Genomic DNA, 19,153 nt, shown 5'->3' on the forward strand with positions numbered 1-19,153 from the left:
GATTCGGTGCACCGAAAAACACAAAAAAGCCAGCATTCATGCGGGGTGCAGGGGTTTTGCAGGGGGGACTCCGTAACGGAAGACTTGCCCGGCGGCCTGCTTAACCCTGTGTGCGGTTTCGAGCGCGCCGCGATCTGCGACACGGCGCAGGCAGGCCAGTAGCTCGGGAGGCTTGATCGAGCTGATGGGGCGCTGGCCAAGCCAAGGAAAGACGTTCTGCTCCAGCCGAAGCCGGGTGCGCTCCGCATGACCGGGCGACACTTTCAAAGCATGCACACGCGCCAACCATTCCCGCGCGACGTTCTCGAATGCATCGGGCGGCGTGCCTTCTGGAGCAGCGCCCGCAACCTTGGCCGCCTTGCGCGCAGCGCTGGGGTCTATACCGTCCAGCAGCTGCTGCCTGATCTCATCTGCGCGCGCACGCGCACGAGACAAGCTCACGTCGGGGTAAACGCCCAGGCTCAGGGTCTTGTCGCGACCATGCCAGCGGTAATCGAACCGCCACCAGCGCTTTCCATCGGGCAGGAGCAGGAGATAGAGGCCGTCGCCATCGTTCAAGCGTTGCCGCTTGTCAGCGGGCTTGGCGCGGCGCAAGGCCGCGTCTGTCAGTAAGTGAGAAGCCATTTCCAGTAACCGGTAACGCCCACATCGGGCTTACTGGCAAGGTTACTGGAAGTGTGCGCCGAAAAGCAATGAAAGTTACTGACAACCATTGAACATCTGGCGGGCTGAATCAGCCCTAAATTGTTGATCTCAAAGGCGTTTTTGAGCATCTTTGAAACCCAAAAGACAAGGCGGTGGTGGAGCCGGGGGGAATTGAACCCCCGTCCGCGAACACTCCACAGCAGGATCTACATACTTAGTAACACCATTTGGTTTTAACCCCGATGACGCGGGTGTACGCGCTTCATTTGGGGCGATCCACTGAGTTTAGGGCTGAATCGCGTGGCGAAATTCAACTCGAGCCAATGTGTATGACCTCGCAGGTGTTGCCACCCCGGCCCATCGGCCAACCGTTGCGAGGCTCGCCGGGTTTAAGCGGCGAGGGCGTACGAAGAATCGTTCGCAGTTACTTTGTTTCCAGTGGTTTATCGAGCGTACTGGGGCTCGGCATGCACCTGTCTGTTTTGCTATCCACGTCGAAACCGGGTCGGCCCCAATCTCTAAGCGATTGTACGTCCGCACCTTGTTCAGTGCTTTCGTAGTTAGGAGATGAGGTCGAGTGAGAGCAAATCAAGGGGGTGGGTGATGATGGCATCCGCGTCCCAGTTCCTGGGCTCGGAGTGGCCGCAATAGCCGTATGCGGCGGCGATGGCGCGCATGCCTGCGGCGCGGGCGGACTGCATGTCGCGAAGATCGTCTCCCACATAGACGCAGTGCTCAGGCGCGACCTGCAGCTGGCTGGCCGCGTAGAGCAGGGGATCCGGGGCGGGTTTGGGGTGTGCAGCGGTGTCTCCGCTGACAACGCATCCAGGCGGGTGGGGCCAGGGGAGTTGGGCGACGAGCGGATTGGTGTAAGTGCTGAGCTTGTTGGTCACGATGCCCCAGGGAATGGCGGCTCTGTGGAGATGCTCGATCAGCGCATTCACGCCGTCGAACAGCACGGTCTGCACGCGGATCATCGCGAGATACCGCGCGAGAAAGGCATCCTTCAGGGCGGGGTAACGAGGATCATCCACTGCGACTTGCATGCCCACGGCGAGGAGTCCGCGTGCCCCGTGGGAGGCCATGGGGCGCAGGACTTCGAGGGGCAGCGCCTCAAGGCCATGTTGCGCGCGAACATGGTTGAGCGCTGCTGCGAGATCCGGGGCCGTGTCGGCGAGCGTGCCGTCCAGGTCGAACAGGCAGGCCTGTACTGGTTGGGAGGGCGTCATCAGGCGGCCTGGCGCAGGGCCAGGAGGTAGTTGACGCTCGGATCCGAAGTCAGCCGAAAGCGCTGGGAGAGGGGCTGATAGTGCAGACCGGCGATGTCGGCAGTGTCCAGGCCGCAGGCCCGGCCCATTGCGGAAATCTCTGCAGGTTGCAGGAATTTGGCGTAGTCATGCGTGCCCTTGGGCAGCAGACGCAGCACATACTCGGCGCCAAGAATGGCGGCTAGATAGGCCTTTGGCGTGCGGTTGATGGTAGAGACGAACACCCAGCCCCCGGGCCGAACCAGCTTGGCTACGGCCTTGATGATGGAAGCCGGGTCGGGGACGTGTTCCAGCATTTCCATGCAGGTAATCACATCGAATGTCTGGGGCGATTCGGTTGCGAGGCGCTCGGCGCTGACCAGGCGGTAATCGATGTCGAGATGGGCGTCGAGCGCATGCAGCCGGGCGATCTGCAGCGAGGGCTCGGCCAGATCGATCCCGGTCACCCTGGCGCCCGCGGCAGCCAGGGATTCCGACAGAATGCCACCGCCGCAGCCAATGTCGAGCACGGCCTTGCCCTTGAGATCGACGTGGCGCTGGACCCACTGCAGGCGGTGCGGATTGAGTTGATGCAGCGGACGGAATTCGCCGTGTTCGTCCCACCAGCGATGCGCCAGGGCACTGAATTTGTCGATTTCTGCCGTTTCGACGTTGTGATCGAGCGAGGTCATGACGTGTGTGACGTGAGGGTCATTGAAACTTGACAAGCCGGTAGTAGAGCATTCCCAGCAGTTCATGCACCACCCGTGTGGACTTTTCCAAGGCGCTGATTTGCGGTGTCAGCATGTCAAGTGGCTGGAGGGGCAGGGCCTCATAGTCCACCGGCCAGGCGCAGATCGATAGATTTTCGTGCGCGAAGGCCATCATGGCGCGCGGCATGTGATCGGCCGACGTGACCAGATAGCGCTGCCCAGGCGGAACATGGGAGAGGCGTTGCCGGATGTTCTGTGCGGTCTGGAATGTCGTTCGGGATTGGGTGTCGAGCACGATTCTCGCTGCTGGAAATCCCATTTTCTCAGCCAGGGCGCCCATGAGATCGGCTTCGCGCACCGATTTGCCCCAGCCCCCCGAGATGAGCAGAGTGCTGTCCGGCACTTGTTGGGCGAGTTGCACGGCGGAAAGCAGTCTGCGCAGGCTGGCTGCCTTCAGCGCGGCGACGTCCGCATCGCTCGCCGGGTTGCCATTGATGCCGCCGGCCAGCACCACAATCACGCTGGCGGGCGGCGGAGGTGGACAGACTCTTTCCTGGGTCGCTTTCTGTTCCAGCGCGCCGAGCGCCATGTTGGCGGTCAGCGGCATGCTTGCACAGATGAACAACAAGGTGCTGGCATAGATCAGCAACCGCACCGCCGGGCGGTGAGGACGCCAGCTCACCAGGACGGTCAGCAGAATCAGGCCGCATGCAGTCAGGCCAACCGGAGACAGCAGGAGTTCGAGGGTCAGTTTCAATGCGGTCAGGACAGTGCGACCGAGGGTGCGGCGCGGGAGCCCAGGCCAGCCCAGTCGAGATAGACCTGTTCATCGCCATCCACCCAGACATGGCGGGAGAAAAGGCGCTCGGCGCGTTGCCGTCCGGCGGCACCCATGGCGGCCACCGTGGCGCGATCGCTCAAGGTGAGCATCTTCGCAGCGAGATCGTCCACATCGGCTGCCGTGAACAGCAGGCCGGTGACACCGTCTTCCACCACTTCGCCGCAGCCGCCGATGCGCGGTGCAATCACGCAGCGACCAGCTGCCATGGCTTCGCGCGCGGAGAGCGGAAACGACTCGCGGGTGGACGACAGCACGAACACGTCGAACAGGCCCAGATGGGAGGGGATGTCGCGCTGCATGCCGGCGAAGATCACCTGCTTCTGCAGGCCGAGGCGGGCGACCTGCGCCTGCGTCTGCTCCAGCAGCGGGCCGTCGCCGACGATCAGCAGGCGGGTCTCAGGTTTGGCCTGCGCGACTTTGGCGAAAGCGTCCACGAGATAGTTGTGGCCCTTCTCCTCGGAAAGGCGGGCGACGATGCCGAAGACGAGATGGCGTCCCGGCTCCAGACCGTACTGCCGCGCGAATTCGGCGGTGCGCGGGGCGGTGGAAAAGCGATCGAGGTCGATGCCGCTGTGGATGACCGTGGACTGCGCGGCGGGCAAGCCGTGGGCCAGCAGGCGGTTGCGCTCGTAATTCGATTCAAAAATGATGAAGTCGGCGCTTTGCCGCAGGATGCGGCCAGCCCATTTGAAGTTTTTCGGGTTGTGGATGTTGTGGATGGTGGTGACGATGGGCACGCGCATGGACGTGGCCGCCACGCGGTAGCCAAACGGCATGACCCGCAGCGCCGCATAGGCCACCATGGACGAGCGCACCGATTGCGGCGCCACCAGTTCGATGCCCTCGCGCGCAACCACCTGACGAAGCTGCTTGAGCGCACGGACAAACTGCACGGCTCCGCTGAAATGAAAGTCGATGTCCACATGAATCGCACCCTTGCCGATCAACTCTTGCAGCAGCACGCCTTCCGTGGTGGCCACATAGACGATGTGGCCCTTGGCGGTGAGATCTTCCGTCAGGGTGAGCACATCGGATTGCACGCCACCGATGCCAAAGGGCTCGGTCATCAGATACAGGATTCTCATAGTGTCGTGGCCTCAAAGGAAGCGCTGGGCTTGCGGTGTCTTTGCGCAAAGCGCCGGGTGCGCCGCGCATGCAGGAGTTGATGCATGGGATCGAACGCCCCGGCGAGCTTGAGACGAAACTGGGCGACGTCATCCCGGTCGGTGATCTCGGTGCGCCTGAGCTGATACCGATCGGCGTGCTGGTCATTGACCCCGGGCGCCACGCTGACTGCGGCGCAATAGCCGGCCTGTCGCACGAGCCGCAGCTCTCGCGCGCTCAGGTCGCCCGATGGATAGCAGAAATAATCGACGGCCCGGTTCAGGTGCGAGGCGATCACGGTGCGGCTGGTGGCGATTTCCTGCTGCGCCAGCGTGTCGCTGATGGTTGGCAGGTAAGGGTGGGTGAGCGTGTGCGAGCCGATGGTGATGCCCGGTGCGCGGGCGAGTGCGGCCACGTCGTCCCAGTCGAGATGCAGGCGCTGTGCGCTCTGGCTGCCATAGCGGGGATGGCTGATGGCTTGGTCACAGAACTGGGTGGTGACAAAGATTGTGGCGGGAATCTGGTAGCGCTGCAGCACCGGCAGCGCTTCGGTCAGATTGTCCAGGTAGCCGTCGTCGAATGTCACGGCAAACAGTGGCTTGCGCAAGGGGCCGGATTGCAGCGCGCGCAAGCCGTCTTCCAGGCTGACCACTTCGTGCCGTGCCAGCTCCTCCATCTGCTGTGCGAAGCGGGCAGGAGACACCGTGAGCTGGTCGTAGGCGGCAAGTTGCGCGACACGGTGATACATCAGAATGCGCAGGCCAGGACGCAAGGCATTGCGCAGCTTGGCGTAGGGCAGCAGGGAGGTGGCGAGCAGTTTGCGCATGGCTTATTCCGTGGGGGCGACGAACGCTGCATTGGGTACTGGCGGCAACCCGAGGGCCTGGCTGTGCAACTGGTTGTAGGCCGCGGCAGTGCGCGATACGTCAAAGCGCGCAATCACTGTTTCACGCGCGCGCTGGCCGAGCCGCTGCCGCAGCGTGGCGTCCTGAAGCAGACGGTCGAGTTGCTGCGCAAAGTGGGGAACATCTCCGGCGTCGACCAGCAGTCCGTTGTCCCCATCGATCACGACGTCGGGAATTCCCCCGACACGCGTGCACAGCACGGCCTTGGAACTCGCCATGGCTTCCAGCAGGGCAATTGGCAAGCCCTCCCAGTGGGATGACATGACAAATGCGTCCAGCGCAGCAACCAGCCGGGGGACATCCTTGCGCATGCCGGTGAAGATCACGCACTGCTCCAGGCCTAGCTCCTTCACCTTCTGTTTCAGCGGGTCGAGCAGGTCTCCCGTGCCGACGACAAGACAGTTCAACTGCCCGGCGCGCGCCTGAGGCAACAAGGCCAGCGCACGAAACAGGTCGCCATGCGCCTTTTGTTCATGCAGGCGACCCACCACCCCGATGAGCCCATGATCCGCAGGCAGACCGAACTCCTCGCGGACCCCGTCGCCGGAAAAGCTGGAAAACTTCTGCAGATCGATCCCGTTGGGGATGGAGACCAGCTTGTCGGCCGGAATCTTGTCGCGCGAGGCCAATGTCTGCGTGACTTCCTCACTGCAGCCGATCACCGCAGTGCTCAGCGTGGCGAACAACCGGTCGATCGCCTTGCGACCCGCGCCTTTCCATGGATTGACGATGTTGTGCACGGTGGAAAAAACCGCAGGCACACCCGCAAGACGCGCAGCCAGACGGCCATAGGTGTCTGCGGTGAACAAATGGGTATGCACCACGTCGACCTTCTGCTCTCGCAGCCAGGCGGCGACACGAAAGATCAGGCTCAGATCGAACCTGCTGCTGCGCCCGAAAATCTTCACGGGGATGCCCAGCTGCTCGAACTCCTGCTCCAGCGGACCGCCGCGGACAAGGCAGACGATCTGGTAGCGATAACCAGGCATGCGCAAACGCATCAGGTCGACCAGCAGCATCTCCGCGCCATCGCGGGGGAGCTCGTCGATCATGTGGACGATCAGGGGCTGGGATTTATTGCGGGCGGCCATGTTGGGTTTCTGCAGGGGAATTCTGTGCGGGGGCGTAAAGCCGGGCAACCACAGCGAGGTAAATCCAGACAAAAATATCCACCGCAGTATCGATCAGATGGGTGCCAAACATATTGACCCCAACAAATCCGGCCACCATGGTGACGGCGCCCAGGCCGATGATGCGATCGATGTCCAGCGCTGCCTTGCGGTAGATGGCCCAGCCGCGCCACGCCAGCAGACCGATGATCAGCAGCAGAGTCATGAGGCTAGGCACGCCCATATTGGAGGCGGCATACAGAAACATGTTTTGATTGTCCGTGGCGTCGCCGGTCGAACCGTCGTAAAAACCAGGAACATAATTTGGCACCAGGCTGTGGAATTGGTCGAAGCCTTTGCCGAAAATGGGCGATTCCTTGGTCATGTCGAGCGCGGCATACCACAGCAAAATGCGAGAGTCTGCGCTTTTGTCGATGGTTGCACCTGATTCGCGGTCTTCATAGGTCTGTGCCACACGCGCCTTCATCGAATTGGGCACCAGCGAGGGGATGAAAAAGTAGATCGAGCCGACGACCAGCAGCACCAGAACGAAAAATTTCTTGCTCTTGACGAACGAGAGCGTGAACACCTCCATCGCGAAAGCCAGATAGGCGCCGCGAGAAAACGCGGCCAGCAGCACCCGCAACCCGATCAGCACAATGGGCGCGAGCCGCAGAGATTTCCAGCGCGGGAAATAATAGGCGCCATATGCCAGCAGTGGAGCAAAGGCGTAGATGATCTGCGCCGCAAATTCGTTGGGCTGGCCAACAGGGCCGAGCAGACGCGATTTCTCAATACTGCTCGCGCCACGGGTAAACCACCATTCCTGAATGCCGTAAAGAAAAATGACCGCAGCTGAAAACATCATGTAAATGACAATCCGACGGGCCATGTTTTTATCTTGAATCAGATTGATCACCAGAAAGAAGACGATGAACTGGTCGAAGAATCCGCGCACAGACAAAAGGTAATTCCAGATGAAAGGATGCAGTCCGATGTTGACAATTGCCGTGATGACGGAAATCACAGCCAGCCAGAACCAGACTCCAACCAGGCGGGTGAAGGGAAACGGTTGAAATAACTTTTTCTTGTGTTTGATGGACAGACCGACCCACACCGAGATGAGAAACAGCTCAAGCAGGTTTGTGCCGTTGAGTCCGGGCGCAAGCAGCACCGGATACAGCTTGCTCAACGGGTAATAGATCACCATCAGGGCCAGCAGCGCCTCGGGGCCCTTGCGCAACTGCACCAGCAGCAGAACACCGAAAAACAGGGCAAAGCCGTACAGCCCGATTTTGCCGGGGTGCAGCTTGAACACGATGATGCTCAGGACGAAGAGGGCCGGTACCGCGAGAAGCCGCAGGGTGGAGCGCAACTCGGTGCCGACCCAGTTGGCGTCGGCCTGGACCGGCAGTGCCTGGGCCGCAGCGGGCGATGCAGCCACGATGCGGTTGCTCTGCACTCCGGGCTTCTGGCGGGGATGGGGGCTGGCTGCACTCATGGTCACGCGCTCGGAGCGCCCTTGAGCCGCGCGTACAGGCGGTGGTAGCGCTGGTTTCCGATCAGGCGTTTGGCCCAGGCCTTGGCTCGCGAAGTGGCCTGTGCCTGCAGCATCCGCGCTGGCGCAGCCCGAGCAAATTCCAGAAACACGGAGTCCGGTGTGTTGGTCCGGATGGCCAGACGCGGCAGCGGCCGATGCTGGGGCGCCGCGTGCTGGGTCGGCAGGGTGCCGATGTCCGAGCCATGCAGCACGCGGTAACCGACCTCATGGGCAATCCGCAGGCATCGGGCGTCGTAGCGACCGCCAGGGAAGGACATCTGCATCACCGGGACCTGCAACTCCTGCGCAATGCGATTGTGCGACTGCTCCAGTTCGCGGCGGAGTTCGGGGTCGGGCAGATCGCTCAGAAAACGGTGGGTCTGTCCGTGGCCGCCGATGGTCATGCCTGCACGGGAGAGCGCGCGCACCTGATCCCAGGTGCAGAAGCCAGGGCGTTCACCGATGAAGTCGGAGGTGACAAAAAACAGGGCGGCAAGGCCTCGCTGCCTGAGCAGCGGCAGGGCGAGTTCGGCATTGCTGGCGTGGCCGTCGTCGAATGTGAGCAGAACACCACCGGGTGCAGGCGCGGCGGGTTGTTCCAGCGCGTGCGGGGAAATCACCGGGATGTCGGCCTTGGACAGCAGGTCGAGTTGCCGGGCGAAGGTGTCGGTGGAGATGGCGTAGGGCCGGTCCTCTGGATCGATGGCCAGACGCTGCGCCTCGGTGGCGTACAGGGCGTGGTACATCAGGATGCTCAGCCGTTTCATGTCTTTTCCCATTTGGCGTCGGCGCGTCCGGACAGGAAGGTCATCAGGGCAAGGATGGCGGCGGCGTTCATGTCGAAAAAGACATGGGCGAAGCTGACGAATCTGTTGCGGCGGGTCGAGGGAATCCATTGGCCTGCAGCGGCCAGCAGGTAAAACGCCAGTTGCAGCGCGAAGACTGCGCGATAGAAGGCAGCAGGAATGAGCGCACTGGTGAGCAAGGTCAGGATGAGGGCGTAGGGCACGATCAGTCTGAACACTTTGTGTGACAGGAACTGGAACCATACCGGGTTCTGCACCGGGCTGAACAGCCAAAAATTTCTCGAAAAAGTCTGAAAATTTCCGGTCAGGGTACGGACCTTGCGCTTTTTTTCTGCTGCGGACTCGGTCTGCAGCACGTCATAGACATGGGCGCGTGGCTCGATCAGGGTGCGCTTGCCCATGCGGGTGATGCGCATGGGGATTTCGAAATCGTCGAGGATGGTGTCGGGCGGAATGGGGACAAAGTCGCGGGTGCGAATGGCGTAGAGCGCGCCGGTGGCGCCGACGGTGGAGTGAAACCGACTCTCGGCCTTGCGGATGGCCTTTTCGTAGCGCCAGTACAGGCCGATGTTCTGCCCGGTCTGCGAGCCGCTGGGGCGGTGCACCAGTTCTCCGCTGACGGCGCCGACTGCAGGGTCGCAGAAGTCGGACATCAGACGCCGCGCTGCGCCGGGTTCGAGGTCCTGGCGCACATCGCAGAACACCACGAATTCGCTCCGCACCTCGGTGAGCGCGAGGTTGAGGGCGTAGGCCTTGCCTTGACGCTGGGCGTAACTCAGGGTGCGCACCCCGGGCATGCTGGACAGCACCTGGGCACTGGCGTCGGTGGAGCCGTCGGAGACGACGAGGATGTCCACCTTGTGCTGCGGATAGTCGAGGGCGCGCAGATTCGCGATCTTGCCGGGCAGGCGTGCAGCCTCGTTGTACCCGGCCATGACCACGGTCAGGTGGGGCAGGCTGGCATCGTCGAGCAGGGGGCAATCGGGCAGCGGGCGGCGCCTGGCCAGCAGGCCGATGAGCACCGGGTAGCCGACGTAGGTGTAGAGGATGAACAGGGCGGCGGCCCAGAACAGCGCGACAGTCATCATGACGTGGGTTCCTGCGCCGTGGGGGCAAGCCGCAGCAGGCCACGATGCACGGTGTCGATCCACTGCTGCTGCGCCACGCGGGTGGTGACGGCGTGGTCGATGTCGGGCAGGTGGGTGAACAGCAGACGCTCATGCTCGGTCTGCGCAAGGCCCAGGGACTCGCGCAACTGCCCGGCGTAGTTGACTGCGCTGAAATCGGTTCCGGCGCTGAACACCATGACTCCCGTGCCGCGCTGAGCCAGGGCCAGCAGGTTCTGCCCGAGCGCCTGGGGATCGATGCGGGCATCGGCGTCCGAATCGGCGTTGGCCGTCTCCACCCAGCCGGTCGTGCTGTTGCGGCGGAACAGCCGACCGATTCGGCCCCATGCGCCCATGGCACCACGCAGCGCAACGCGCGACCATACCGCCCAGGCCTTCGGCCCGAAGCCATGGCGCATCAGGCGCACACCCGCGTAGCGCAGCACGCTGCGAGCGGTCGCGAAATACAGCGCGTCGTACAGCACGATGGCGCTCACGCGGGCATCCGCCTGCGCGGCCCAGTAGCTGGGCATGGCCCCGGAGCAGAACCCGACCAGCGCGAAGTGCCGTGTGCCGGTGAGGTTCTGCAGCAGATCCATGCCGGCGCGCAGATCGGCCACGACCTGCTCCTTGTAAGACAGTCGACCATCGGCGCGGACGCTGTCGCCCATGCCGTGCAGATCGAATCGCAGCGTGGCAACGCCGTCTGCGGCCAGCACCCGCGCCAGCTTGACGTTGAGCCGGTGCGAGCCCACGCGGTGGATCACGCCGGCATTGAACAGCAGCACGCCGAAGGGCGGCGTCGACGCCGACCCCGTTGCCGGGAACGAGACCGTTCCGAGCAGGTCGCCTTGCGGACCGAAGGTCATGGTGGTCTCAAGCATGCTCGGGCAGGGCAAGCGCCCCGATCAGATGGCGAATCCAGTGCATCGGCACGATGGCGGTGGCAGCGGCGCTGTCCGTGGCCCAGTCGATATTTGCTTCGCTGTCGGCGATGGTCGCATGTGCCGGCAGGTGCACGCCAGCTTGCGCGAGGGTCTGCATGGTGGTCTGCGCGCTGGGCGCGAGCAGGCTCAGGTGCGCGGCCGGGACTGGCAGCAATCTGGCGGGCGCAACCGCTTCGATCTGCGCACGGCAGGCCGCAGTGAGAACGAAGCCGAGCGCCTCGCTCTGCGGCGCAGGCAGCATGGTGTGCCGCAGGCGGGCGCTCAGCGGCCAGCGCACGCCGTAGCCGCGGTTGAGCGCCACCAGATTGGAGGCGGCGAGACTGTCCAGATAGCTTCGCCCATCGAGCACGGGTTCGATCAGCAGCAGAACCTGGGCCGGTTGCGCGGCACGCCGCGCGGTTTCCAGCGCGATGGTGCCGCCCAGGCGCAGACCGACAGCCGACCAGCGCGGCGCATGGCTGCGGCGCAGCAACTCCGCGAGCGCGGCCTGGGCATCGCTGATGCTGCCGAGAAGGTCCCAGTCCTCGTCCTCGCCAGCGGAGTCGCCGCTGCCGTAATAGTCGAAGCGCAGCACCGGGTAACCGGCCGCAGCGAGCCGATCGGCCATGACCCGGTACAGCCGGTGCGCGCGGATGGCTTCCTGCCCGAACGGATTGCACAGCAGAACCGCATGGTGCTGCGGCGGCATGTCGGCTGCCGGCTCGAGATAGATGCCCACCAGCTCGCGGCTGCCGTTGAGGATGCGCAATGGGGTCAATGCAGGCTCCGGGAAAGTTCGCCCGACGCGTGCAGGGTCACGCGGCCGAAGCCGCCCACCGCGGCGAGTGCCGCGGCATGACCGGCTCGGCAGGGCAGCGGGGCGAGATCAAGCGGAGCATGGCCCTGTCGGTGCTGCACCCATTGACGTTGCGCTGCCATGCCGACATGCAGGTGCCTGGGCTCGAGCGCCAGACCCAGTCCGAGGGCCTTCATGCAGGCTTCCTTGCGCGCCCAGCAGGCAAAGAACGCCTCGGTGCGCTGCCCCGCTGGCAGTTGCTCCAGTTCCGCAAGTTCGGTTGCGGTCAGCACCCCAGTGGCGAGCGCGGCGTCGGGCAGGCCGGGGCGGAGGGCTTCGATGTCCACGCCGATCGCCACGTCCGTGCTCACCGCGAGCAGGGCGATGTCGTTGCTGTGGCTCAGGTTGAACCGCAGCGGGGCGGCGTCGGCACAGGGCTGCTGCGACGGGCTCAGTTCCGGCTTGCCGTACGGGCCGATGACAAACTGCAGCGCGTGCGGCGCATGGTTCAGATAGCGCCCCAGGATGAGGCGCATCCCGGCATGCGCGGCAATGTACCGGTTGCGGTGCAGGTCATGGACGAAACGCTGCGCGCGGGTGCGCTCGGTCGTGTCGAGCAAGTGAACGGCGCCCGGCGGCGGCTCATCCAGGTTCAGTTCCCAGACATGCACATCGCGCGCCCGCGGGCGCTCCAGTGCCTGGGTCTGCGGCATGGGTGGCGCAGCAATCCGGTTCAGGGGCATCGCGTCCTGCTCCGGGGGCAGCAGTTCCAGTGGCGGGGCCATCAGCGTGTTGTGTGGGCGAGGGATGCGGTTGATTGGCAAGGGCGCGCGCAAGGGCATTTCCAGGCCGCATGATGCGGGCGTGGACCCTCTGCGGACAATCCCGCCAAACGGGGGCGCGCCGGTTCAACTGCGCAACATGGCCTGTCTTTTGTCGTCGCATCATAGGCAGGCAAACCCCGGCTGGCATGACAACAAATGCACAGTTTTGCGCAATACCTGCGCAGAGACCGTGGCGATCAAGGAAACGCCGGGCCGCCCCAGGTTTCCTTGACCCCCTTGGGGGGCGGGTCGGCGAGCCGATCCTGGGGGCACTCATGGGCGGCGTGTCGCCGCCGGTTGCTTTCAATGCATGGCTTTGCGCGCGGTGGCCATTGCGCTGCAGAGCTGCTGCACGCCGTCGAGCACATCCACACCCATGCGCGGCAGGGTGTTGGGCGACAGCGCCACCAGTTGGTCGTGCTTCACGGCGCTGATCCCGGGGTAGCGCTTCCAGTCCTGCAGCCACGTCGCACCGCGCGGGCTGGCGGTGACGATGAGTTGCGGATCGGCCTGGAGGACGGCCTCGGTGCTGATGGTGGGCGACAGCACCGACAGATTGCCGAACACGTTGCGACCGCCACACAGGGTGATGGCCTGATTGATCAGTTGCGGCCCGCCCACCGTGATCAGCGGCCGGTTCCAGACTTGGTAGAACACGCGAACCTGTGGCCGCAGTGCGGCGTAGCGCTCGCGCAACGCGGCGAGCCGGGTGTCGAAATCGCGCACCCAGCGCCCGGCTGGGGCGGGCGTGCCCGCCAGTTGGCCGATGCGCTGCACCGTCGAGGCGAGGGTGGCAAAGGTGTTGGCCTGGCTCCAGTACACCGGGATGCCCAGTGACTTCAGCCGGGCGACCTCGCGGGGCGGCGTGCCCGATTCCCAGGCCAGGATCAGGTCGGGCTTGAGCCGGGCGATGGCTTCGAGGTTGAGCGCGAACGCATCTCCCACCAGCGGCAGCTTGCGCGCCCAGCGCACATTGTCCGCGCCGCGAATGGTGGCAATGACCCGATTGCTCGCCCCGGCCGCCGCGCTGAGTTCGAGCAGCTGCGGAGACAGTGCGATGATGCGCTGGGCGGGCTGCGGCAAGGTGAGCGCATGGCCTGCGTCGTCCGTCACCTGCACCGCCGCCTGGCTCGGGGCCGCCCAGACCAGCAGCAGGGTGGCGCAGACGGCCAGAAACAGCCGGCGGCTCATTGCGGTGCGGCCGTCTTGGGTTTGAAGGCGCACAGATCGGCCACACCGCAGCGCCAGCACTCCGGCTTGCGCGCCTTGCAGACATAGCGGCCGTGCAGGATCAGCCAGTGGTGCGCATGCTGCCGAAACTGCGGTGGAATCACTTTCTCCAGCTTGGTTTCCACCTCCAGCGGCGTCTTGCCACGGGCGAGGCCCAGGCGATTGGCCACGCGGAAAATATGGGTGTCCACTGCGATGGTGTCCTGCCCAAACGCGACATTGAGCACCACATTGGCGGTCTTGCGCCCCACACCGGGAAGGGCTTCCAGCGCCTCGCGCGTGCGCGGCACCTCGCCGCCGTACTGGTCCAGCAGGATGCGGCAGGTGGCGATGACGTTCTTCGCCTTGGTCTTGTACAGGCCGATGGTGCGGATGGCCTCGCGCAGCCGGTCTTCGCCGAGGTCAAGCAGGGCTTGCGGGGTGTTGGCCACGGCAAACAGGGGGCGGGTGGCCTTGTTCACACTGACATCCGTGGCCTGCGCAGACAGCATCACGGCCACCAGCAGCTCGAATGGGGTGCGATAGTCCAGTTCGGTGCGCGGCGCGGGGTTGGCGGCGGCGAAGCGCTCGAACAGGGTCTGGATCTGGGCGGATTTCATGCGGCACGATGATAGGCGCGCGGCGTTGCGCCACGCGGCGCTGCGGTGGCGGGGCAGGGTGGCGATGGTATGATTTCCGTCTGCTGCGAAATTCACAATTTCTTTTTTAAATCATAGAGTTAGACACTTTCGATGCGTTTGACCTCCCTTCGCCTGGCCGGTTTCAAGTCGTTTGCCGAGCCCGTGACGCTGCCGTTTCCCGGCCGCATCAGCGGCATCGTCGGCCCCAACGGCTGCGGAAAATCGAATGTGATCGACGCCGTGCGCTGGGTGCTGGGCGAGAGCAAGGCCAGCGAGTTGCGCGGCGAGTCCATGCAGGATGTCATTTTCAACGGCAGCGCGCAGCGCAAACAGGCCAGCCGCTGCAGCGTGGAAATGGTGTTCGACAACAGTGACCACCGCATCGGCGGCCAGTGGGGGCAGTTCACCGAAATCGCGATCAAGCGCGTGCTCACCCGCGACGGCACGTCGAGCTATTTCATCAACAACCAGGCAGTGCGCCGCCGCGATGTGCACGACATTTTTCTCGGCACCGGCCTGGGGCCGCGCTCGTACGCCATCATCAGTCAGGGCACCATCACCCGCATCCTCGAATCGCGTCCCGAAGACCTGCGCATGATGCTCGAGGAAGCCGCCGGCGTGTCCAAGTACAAGGAGCGCCGCCGCGAAACCGAGAACCGCCTGCACGACACCCGCGAGAACCTCACCCGGGTGCAGGACATCCTGCGCGAACTCGGCAGCAATCTGGGTCGGCTGGAGCAGCAGGCCGAGGTTGCCACGCGCTACCAGACGCTGCAGGCCGATGCCACGAGCGTGCAGCACCAACTGTGGGTGCTGCGTCATGACGAGGCGCAGGCCCGCCGCCAGCAGATCACCCTGGCCGGTGGCGAGGCGATGAATGCGCTCGAAGCCCGCATCGCCGAACAGCGCGGCATCGAGGCCGAGATCGAGGCGCTGCGGCAGGCGCAGTTCGCCAGCGGCGACACCCTCAACCGCGCACAGGCGGCGTTCTACGCGGCGCAGTCGCGCGTCAGCCAGCTGGAAGCAGAAATCCGCTTCGTGCTCGAGGCACGCCAACGCGCCGAAGCCACGCTGCAGGCCATCGACATCCAGACGCAGGAATGGCAGCAGCGGCACGCTGCAGCAGTGGAGCAGGCGGATCGCACCCACACGCAACTGGCCGATGCCGAGGTGCAGGCCGAGGTGGCGCAGGCCCGCGCACAGGATCACGGAGAAAGACTGCCGGCTCTCGAAGCCGCCTGGAGCGAGACGCAGTTGCGCGCCGCAGACGAACGCGCCCAGGCTGCCGGTGCGCAACAGGCCTTGCAGGCCGAGGCCGCGCGCCAGCGCAGCATGGGACAGCAGATTCAGCAGCTGCAGCAGCGCGCCGAGCGCCTGCGCGCCGAGCAGCGCACGGTTGTCGCGCCCGACAGCCTGCGTCTGGCCGATCTGCAGCGCCAGCAAGACATGCTCAGTGACGCGCTTGATACCGCCCGCGCCCAACGCGCGCATCTCGACGACACCCTGCCTGTGCTGCAGCAGGCCCGTCAGCAGGCGCAGCAGGCGCAGCAGGCGGCCGCTGCCCAGCTTGCGGCCACCACCGCGCGCAGTGCCGCCCTCAAGGCGCTGCAGGAGCGGGTCCTGACCGAGGGCAAGCTGCGGCCCTGGCTGGCCAAGCACGGGCTGGATGGACTGCCCCAACTCTGGCCTCGTCTGCAGGTGGAAAACGGTCTGGAAACCGCGCTCGAAGCCGTGCTGCGCGAGCGTCTGTCCGCGCTGGAGCTGCGCCAGCTCGACATGGCCGCTGGCTTTGCCAGTGCGGCGCCACCGGCCAAGCTGGCGTTTTATTCGGCGTCGGTGCAAACCTCTGTAGTAACGCAAGCCTCGGCGCCTGTGGGTTGTCGCCCGCTGCGCGACGCGGTGCGCTGCGGCGACGCCGCGCTGGGCAGTCTGCTCGACGACTGGCTGGTTCATGTGTTCATCGCTCCCTCGCTGCAGCAGGCGCTTGCCCTGCGCCACGACCTGCCGCAGCAGGCCCTCCTGGTCACAGCGGAAGGTCATGCCGTGTCGCGCCAAAGCGTGAGTTTTTACGCGCCCGATTCCGAGCAGTCCGGCGTGCTGGCGCGGCAGCAGGAGATCGACAACCTGGAGCGTCAGATCAAGGCCGAACAGCTCATCGCGGAGCAAAGCCGCGCGCAGTTGCACCAGGCCGAGCACGATCTCGGCCAGGCGCAGGAGCAGATCGCCGCGCTGCAACGCCGCCAGCAGCAGGACACGCAGCAACTGCACACCGTGCAGGTGGAATTGCTCAAGCTCACCCAGCAGGCCGAACAGAGCGCTGCGCGCAACAGTCAGATCGCCGCCGATCTGGGCGACATCGACGCCCAGATGGAAGAGTTGCAGGCGCAGCAGGCCGAGAGCGAGGCGCGCTTCGAGGAACTCGACGCGCGTCTGGCTGACCAGCAGCAACTGCAGGCTGACCTCGAAACCGAGGTGATCGCGGCACAGCAGGCGCTGGCCGATGCGCGGGCGCAGCAGCGCCAGCTCGAGTCGCAGGCCGCCGAGAGTGGCTATGCAGTGCGCAGCCTGCAGCAAAAGCTGGCCGATCTGCAGCGCGAGGCGCAAATGGCGCTGGAGCAGATTGCCCGTCAGGACAGCGCGCGCGAGGCCGCGCAGGCCGAGCTGGCCCGACTCAGTGCGGAGGGCGCGCAGACCGGCCTGCAATCGGCACTGACCGAGCAGGAAACGGCGCAGGCCGTGCTGGGCGCTCGCCGCAGTGAAGCCGACGACATCGCCCTGCAACTGCGCCAGCGCGAGGAGGCCCGGCTGACGCTGGACCGCGACCTCGATCCGCTGCGCCAGCGCATCACCGAACTGCAGCTCAAGGAGCAGGAATTCCGCCTGCAGGCCGAGCAGTTCGCGCAGCAGCTTGGCGAGGCCCAGGCCGACATGGATGCGGTGCGCGCGAGCCTGCCGAGCGACGCACAAATTCCGGCGCTGGCGCGCGAGCTCGATCGTCTGCAGCGCGACATCGCAGCGCTCGGTGCGGTCAACCTCGCCGCGCTCGACGAGCTGGGGCAGGCGCGCGAACGCAAGCAGTTTCTCGATGCGCAGCACGATGACCTGCAGACCGCGATCACCACCCTGGAGGACGCGATCCGCAAGATCGACGCCGAAACCCGCGATCTGCTGGCCAGCACGTTCGAGCAGATCAACGCGCATTTCGGCCGCATGTTCCCGCTGCTGTTCGGCGGTGGCAATGCGCGGCTCATCATCACCGGCGAGGAAATTCTCGATGCCGGGGTGCAGGTCATGGCGCAGCCGCCGGGCAAGAAGAACAGCTCCATCCACCTACTGTCCGGCGGGGAAAAGGCGCTGGTGGCCATCGCGCTGGTGTTTGCCATCTTTCAGCTCAATCCCGCGCCGTTCTGCCTGCTCGACGAGGTGGACGCGCCGCTCGACGACGCCAACACCGAACGCTACGCCCGGCTGGTCAAGGACATGTCGGCCAGCACCCAGTTCCTGTTCATCTCGCACAACAAGATCGCGATGGAAATGGCCGACCAGCTCATCGGCGTGACCATGCAGGAGCAGGGCGTCTCGCGCACCGTTGCCGTCGAAATGGACGCGGCGCTACGCTTTGCCCAAGCCGCCTGATTCGCACAAACGCACCGCACACACTCACACCCCGAGGATTCCTGGATGGGACAGTTGCAAATAGCCTTGATCGTCATCGGTGCCATCATCATCGGCGCCGTCATCGCCTACAACACCTGGCAGTCGGGCAAGTTCAAGCGCCAGCGTGCCGCGATCGATGCCGATGCGGCAGGACGCGGCGAACCGGTCGAGCCCGGCGGCCTCGATGCCCTGAGCGTGGACGGCGAGCCACTGGAGCCCGTGCCGCTGTCCCCGGAAGTCGGTCCGCGCCCGCGCCTGCTGCCGCTGCAGATCGACCCGCTGATCGACGCCATTGCCAGCTATCTGCTCGATCCGGTGCGCTCTGGCGACGTGCTGTTGCCGCGCCTGCCCAAGGCCGCGCGTGCCGGCGCCAAGCGCATGTTGTTCGAGGGCCGCCATGCCGAGACCGGTCAATGGGAACCGCTGCAGCCGCAAAACCACTATGCAGAGCTGCAGGCCGCAGTGCAATTGAGCAATCGTGCCGGGCCGATCAACGCCATCGAGTTCTCGGAATTCATTGCCAAATGCCATGAACTCGGCGATGCACTGGGCGTGCCGCCCGACCTTCCCGACATGGCCGAGGCGCTGGAGCAGGCGCGGCAGCTCGACACCTTTGCCGGCGCCAACGACGCGCAGCTCTCCATCACCCTGCGTGCCCGCAGCGTGCCTTGGGGGATCGACTTTCTGCGCCAGCGTGCGCAGGCGGCGGGCTTCGTTCCGGGCGTCGAGGCCGGGCGCATGGTGCTGCTGTACCAGGACGTCGATCAGCCTCCCACCCCGCTGGTGCACCTGCAGTTCGACGCCCGCGCCGATCTGGCCGACAGTGCAGCAGCCGTCAGCCATGCCACGCTGCTGCTCGAAGTGCCGCAGGCTCCGGCAGCGCAGAAGCCCTTTGCCCGCATGCGCCAGGCCGCGCGCGATCTGAGCGCTGCGCTCGACGCCGCCGTGGTCGATGACAACAACGCACCGCTGACCGACGCCGCGCTCGACCACATCGAAAAGCAGCTCGACGTGCTCTACGGGGTGCTCGATCAACACGGCCTGTCTGCGGGTTCCGCCGCGGCGCAGCGCCTGTTTTCCTGAG

At 64.9% G+C, this 19,153-nt stretch carries 17 protein-coding genes and 1 other RNA gene; 2 read left to right on the forward strand and 16 right to left on the reverse strand.

The features are described 5' to 3' along the window. Nucleotides 1-36: 36 nt before the first annotated feature. The 16 genes from AC1ZQA_RS07510 to nth all read right to left on the reverse strand — a co-directional run bounded on the left by AC1ZQA_RS07510 (nt 37) and on the right by nth (nt 14,391). Nucleotides 37-624, reverse strand: a complete 588-nt coding sequence (locus AC1ZQA_RS07510; RefSeq protein ID WP_482679168.1) for a tyrosine-type recombinase/integrase — start codon at nt 622-624, stop codon at nt 37-39. 174 nt (nt 625-798) lie between these two features. Then, nucleotides 799-1,158: a transfer-messenger RNA gene (gene ssrA / locus AC1ZQA_RS07515) on the reverse strand. Nucleotides 1,159-1,205: 47 nt separating this feature from the next. After that, nucleotides 1,206-1,874, reverse strand: coding sequence for an HAD family hydrolase (locus AC1ZQA_RS07520; protein WP_482679169.1), 669 nt, complete (start codon nt 1,872-1,874; stop codon nt 1,206-1,208). Then, the gene (ubiG, locus tag AC1ZQA_RS07525; protein WP_482679170.1) at nt 1,874-2,584 is read right to left on the reverse strand and encodes a bifunctional 2-polyprenyl-6-hydroxyphenol methylase/3-demethylubiquinol 3-O-methyltransferase UbiG; all 711 of its coding nucleotides are present in this window, start codon (nt 2,582-2,584) and stop codon (nt 1,874-1,876) included. Before ubiG ends, AC1ZQA_RS07520 begins: the two co-directional genes overlap by 1 nt. 19 nt (nt 2,585-2,603) lie before the next feature. After that, nucleotides 2,604-3,260: a YdcF family protein gene (locus AC1ZQA_RS07530; RefSeq protein WP_482679171.1), complete on the reverse strand. Its 657-nt coding sequence runs from the start codon at nt 3,258-3,260 to the stop codon at nt 2,604-2,606. A gap of 107 nt (nt 3,261-3,367) precedes the next feature. Further along, nucleotides 3,368-4,531 carry a glycosyltransferase gene (locus AC1ZQA_RS07535; RefSeq protein WP_482679172.1) on the reverse strand — a complete coding sequence of 388 codons (1,164 nt, stop codon included), beginning with the start codon at nt 4,529-4,531 and terminating at the stop codon, nt 3,368-3,370. After that, nucleotides 4,528-5,376 (reverse strand): polysaccharide deacetylase family protein, encoded by an 849-nt coding sequence (locus tag AC1ZQA_RS07540; protein WP_482679173.1) that lies wholly within the window; start codon nt 5,374-5,376, stop codon nt 4,528-4,530. Before AC1ZQA_RS07540 ends, AC1ZQA_RS07535 begins: the two co-directional genes overlap by 4 nt. Before the next feature lie 3 nt (nt 5,377-5,379). Beyond that, nucleotides 5,380-6,546 carry a glycosyltransferase gene (locus AC1ZQA_RS07545; RefSeq protein WP_482679174.1) on the reverse strand — a complete coding sequence of 389 codons (1,167 nt, stop codon included), beginning with the start codon at nt 6,544-6,546 and terminating at the stop codon, nt 5,380-5,382. Next, on the reverse strand, nt 6,530-7,813 hold the full coding sequence (locus tag AC1ZQA_RS07550; RefSeq protein WP_482679175.1) for an O-antigen ligase family protein: 1,284 nt from the start codon (nt 7,811-7,813) through the stop codon (nt 6,530-6,532). The genes AC1ZQA_RS07545 and AC1ZQA_RS07550 overlap by 17 nt, the downstream gene beginning before the upstream one ends. Nucleotides 7,814-8,067: 254 nt before the next feature. Next, the gene (locus AC1ZQA_RS07555) at nt 8,068-8,871 is read right to left on the reverse strand and encodes a polysaccharide deacetylase family protein (protein WP_482679176.1); all 804 of its coding nucleotides are present in this window, start codon (nt 8,869-8,871) and stop codon (nt 8,068-8,070) included. Then, complete coding sequence (locus AC1ZQA_RS07560; protein WP_482679177.1) at nt 8,868-9,998, reverse strand: glycosyltransferase family 2 protein; 1,131 nt, start codon at nt 9,996-9,998, stop codon at nt 8,868-8,870. Before AC1ZQA_RS07560 ends, AC1ZQA_RS07555 begins: the two co-directional genes overlap by 4 nt. Then, entirely contained in the window at nt 9,995-10,900 is a 906-nt protein-coding gene (locus AC1ZQA_RS07565; protein ID WP_482679178.1) for an alpha/beta fold hydrolase, read from the reverse strand. The genes AC1ZQA_RS07560 and AC1ZQA_RS07565 overlap by 4 nt, the downstream gene beginning before the upstream one ends. Continuing rightward, a complete protein-coding gene (locus AC1ZQA_RS07570; RefSeq protein WP_482679179.1) occupies nt 10,893-11,720 on the reverse strand; it encodes a serine aminopeptidase domain-containing protein in 828 nt (275 codons plus the stop codon). Before AC1ZQA_RS07570 ends, AC1ZQA_RS07565 begins: the two co-directional genes overlap by 8 nt. Next, a complete protein-coding gene (locus AC1ZQA_RS07575) occupies nt 11,717-12,523 on the reverse strand; it encodes a 4'-phosphopantetheinyl transferase family protein (RefSeq protein WP_482679180.1) in 807 nt (268 codons plus the stop codon). The genes AC1ZQA_RS07570 and AC1ZQA_RS07575 overlap by 4 nt, the downstream gene beginning before the upstream one ends. Nucleotides 12,524-12,865: 342 nt before the next feature. Then, nucleotides 12,866-13,753 (reverse strand): cobalamin-binding protein, encoded by an 888-nt coding sequence (locus AC1ZQA_RS07580; protein WP_482679181.1) that lies wholly within the window; start codon nt 13,751-13,753, stop codon nt 12,866-12,868. Beyond that, nucleotides 13,750-14,391 carry an endonuclease III gene (nth, locus tag AC1ZQA_RS07585; protein WP_482679182.1) on the reverse strand — a complete coding sequence of 214 codons (642 nt, stop codon included), beginning with the start codon at nt 14,389-14,391 and terminating at the stop codon, nt 13,750-13,752. The genes AC1ZQA_RS07580 and nth overlap by 4 nt, the downstream gene beginning before the upstream one ends. Before the next feature lie 132 nt (nt 14,392-14,523). On the opposite strand from nth, the gene smc reads away from it, so the two are divergent. After that, nucleotides 14,524-18,048 carry a chromosome segregation protein SMC gene (gene smc, locus AC1ZQA_RS07590; protein ID WP_482679183.1) on the forward strand — a complete coding sequence of 1,175 codons (3,525 nt, stop codon included), beginning with the start codon at nt 14,524-14,526 and terminating at the stop codon, nt 18,046-18,048. Between the two features lie 45 nt (nt 18,049-18,093). After that, nucleotides 18,094-19,152, forward strand: a complete 1,059-nt coding sequence (locus tag AC1ZQA_RS07595) for a cell division protein ZipA C-terminal FtsZ-binding domain-containing protein (protein ID WP_482679184.1) — start codon at nt 18,094-18,096, stop codon at nt 19,150-19,152. Nucleotide 19,153: the final 1 nt, after the last annotated feature.

Source organism: Thiomonas sp. DCM-2 (genome assembly GCF_056820905.1).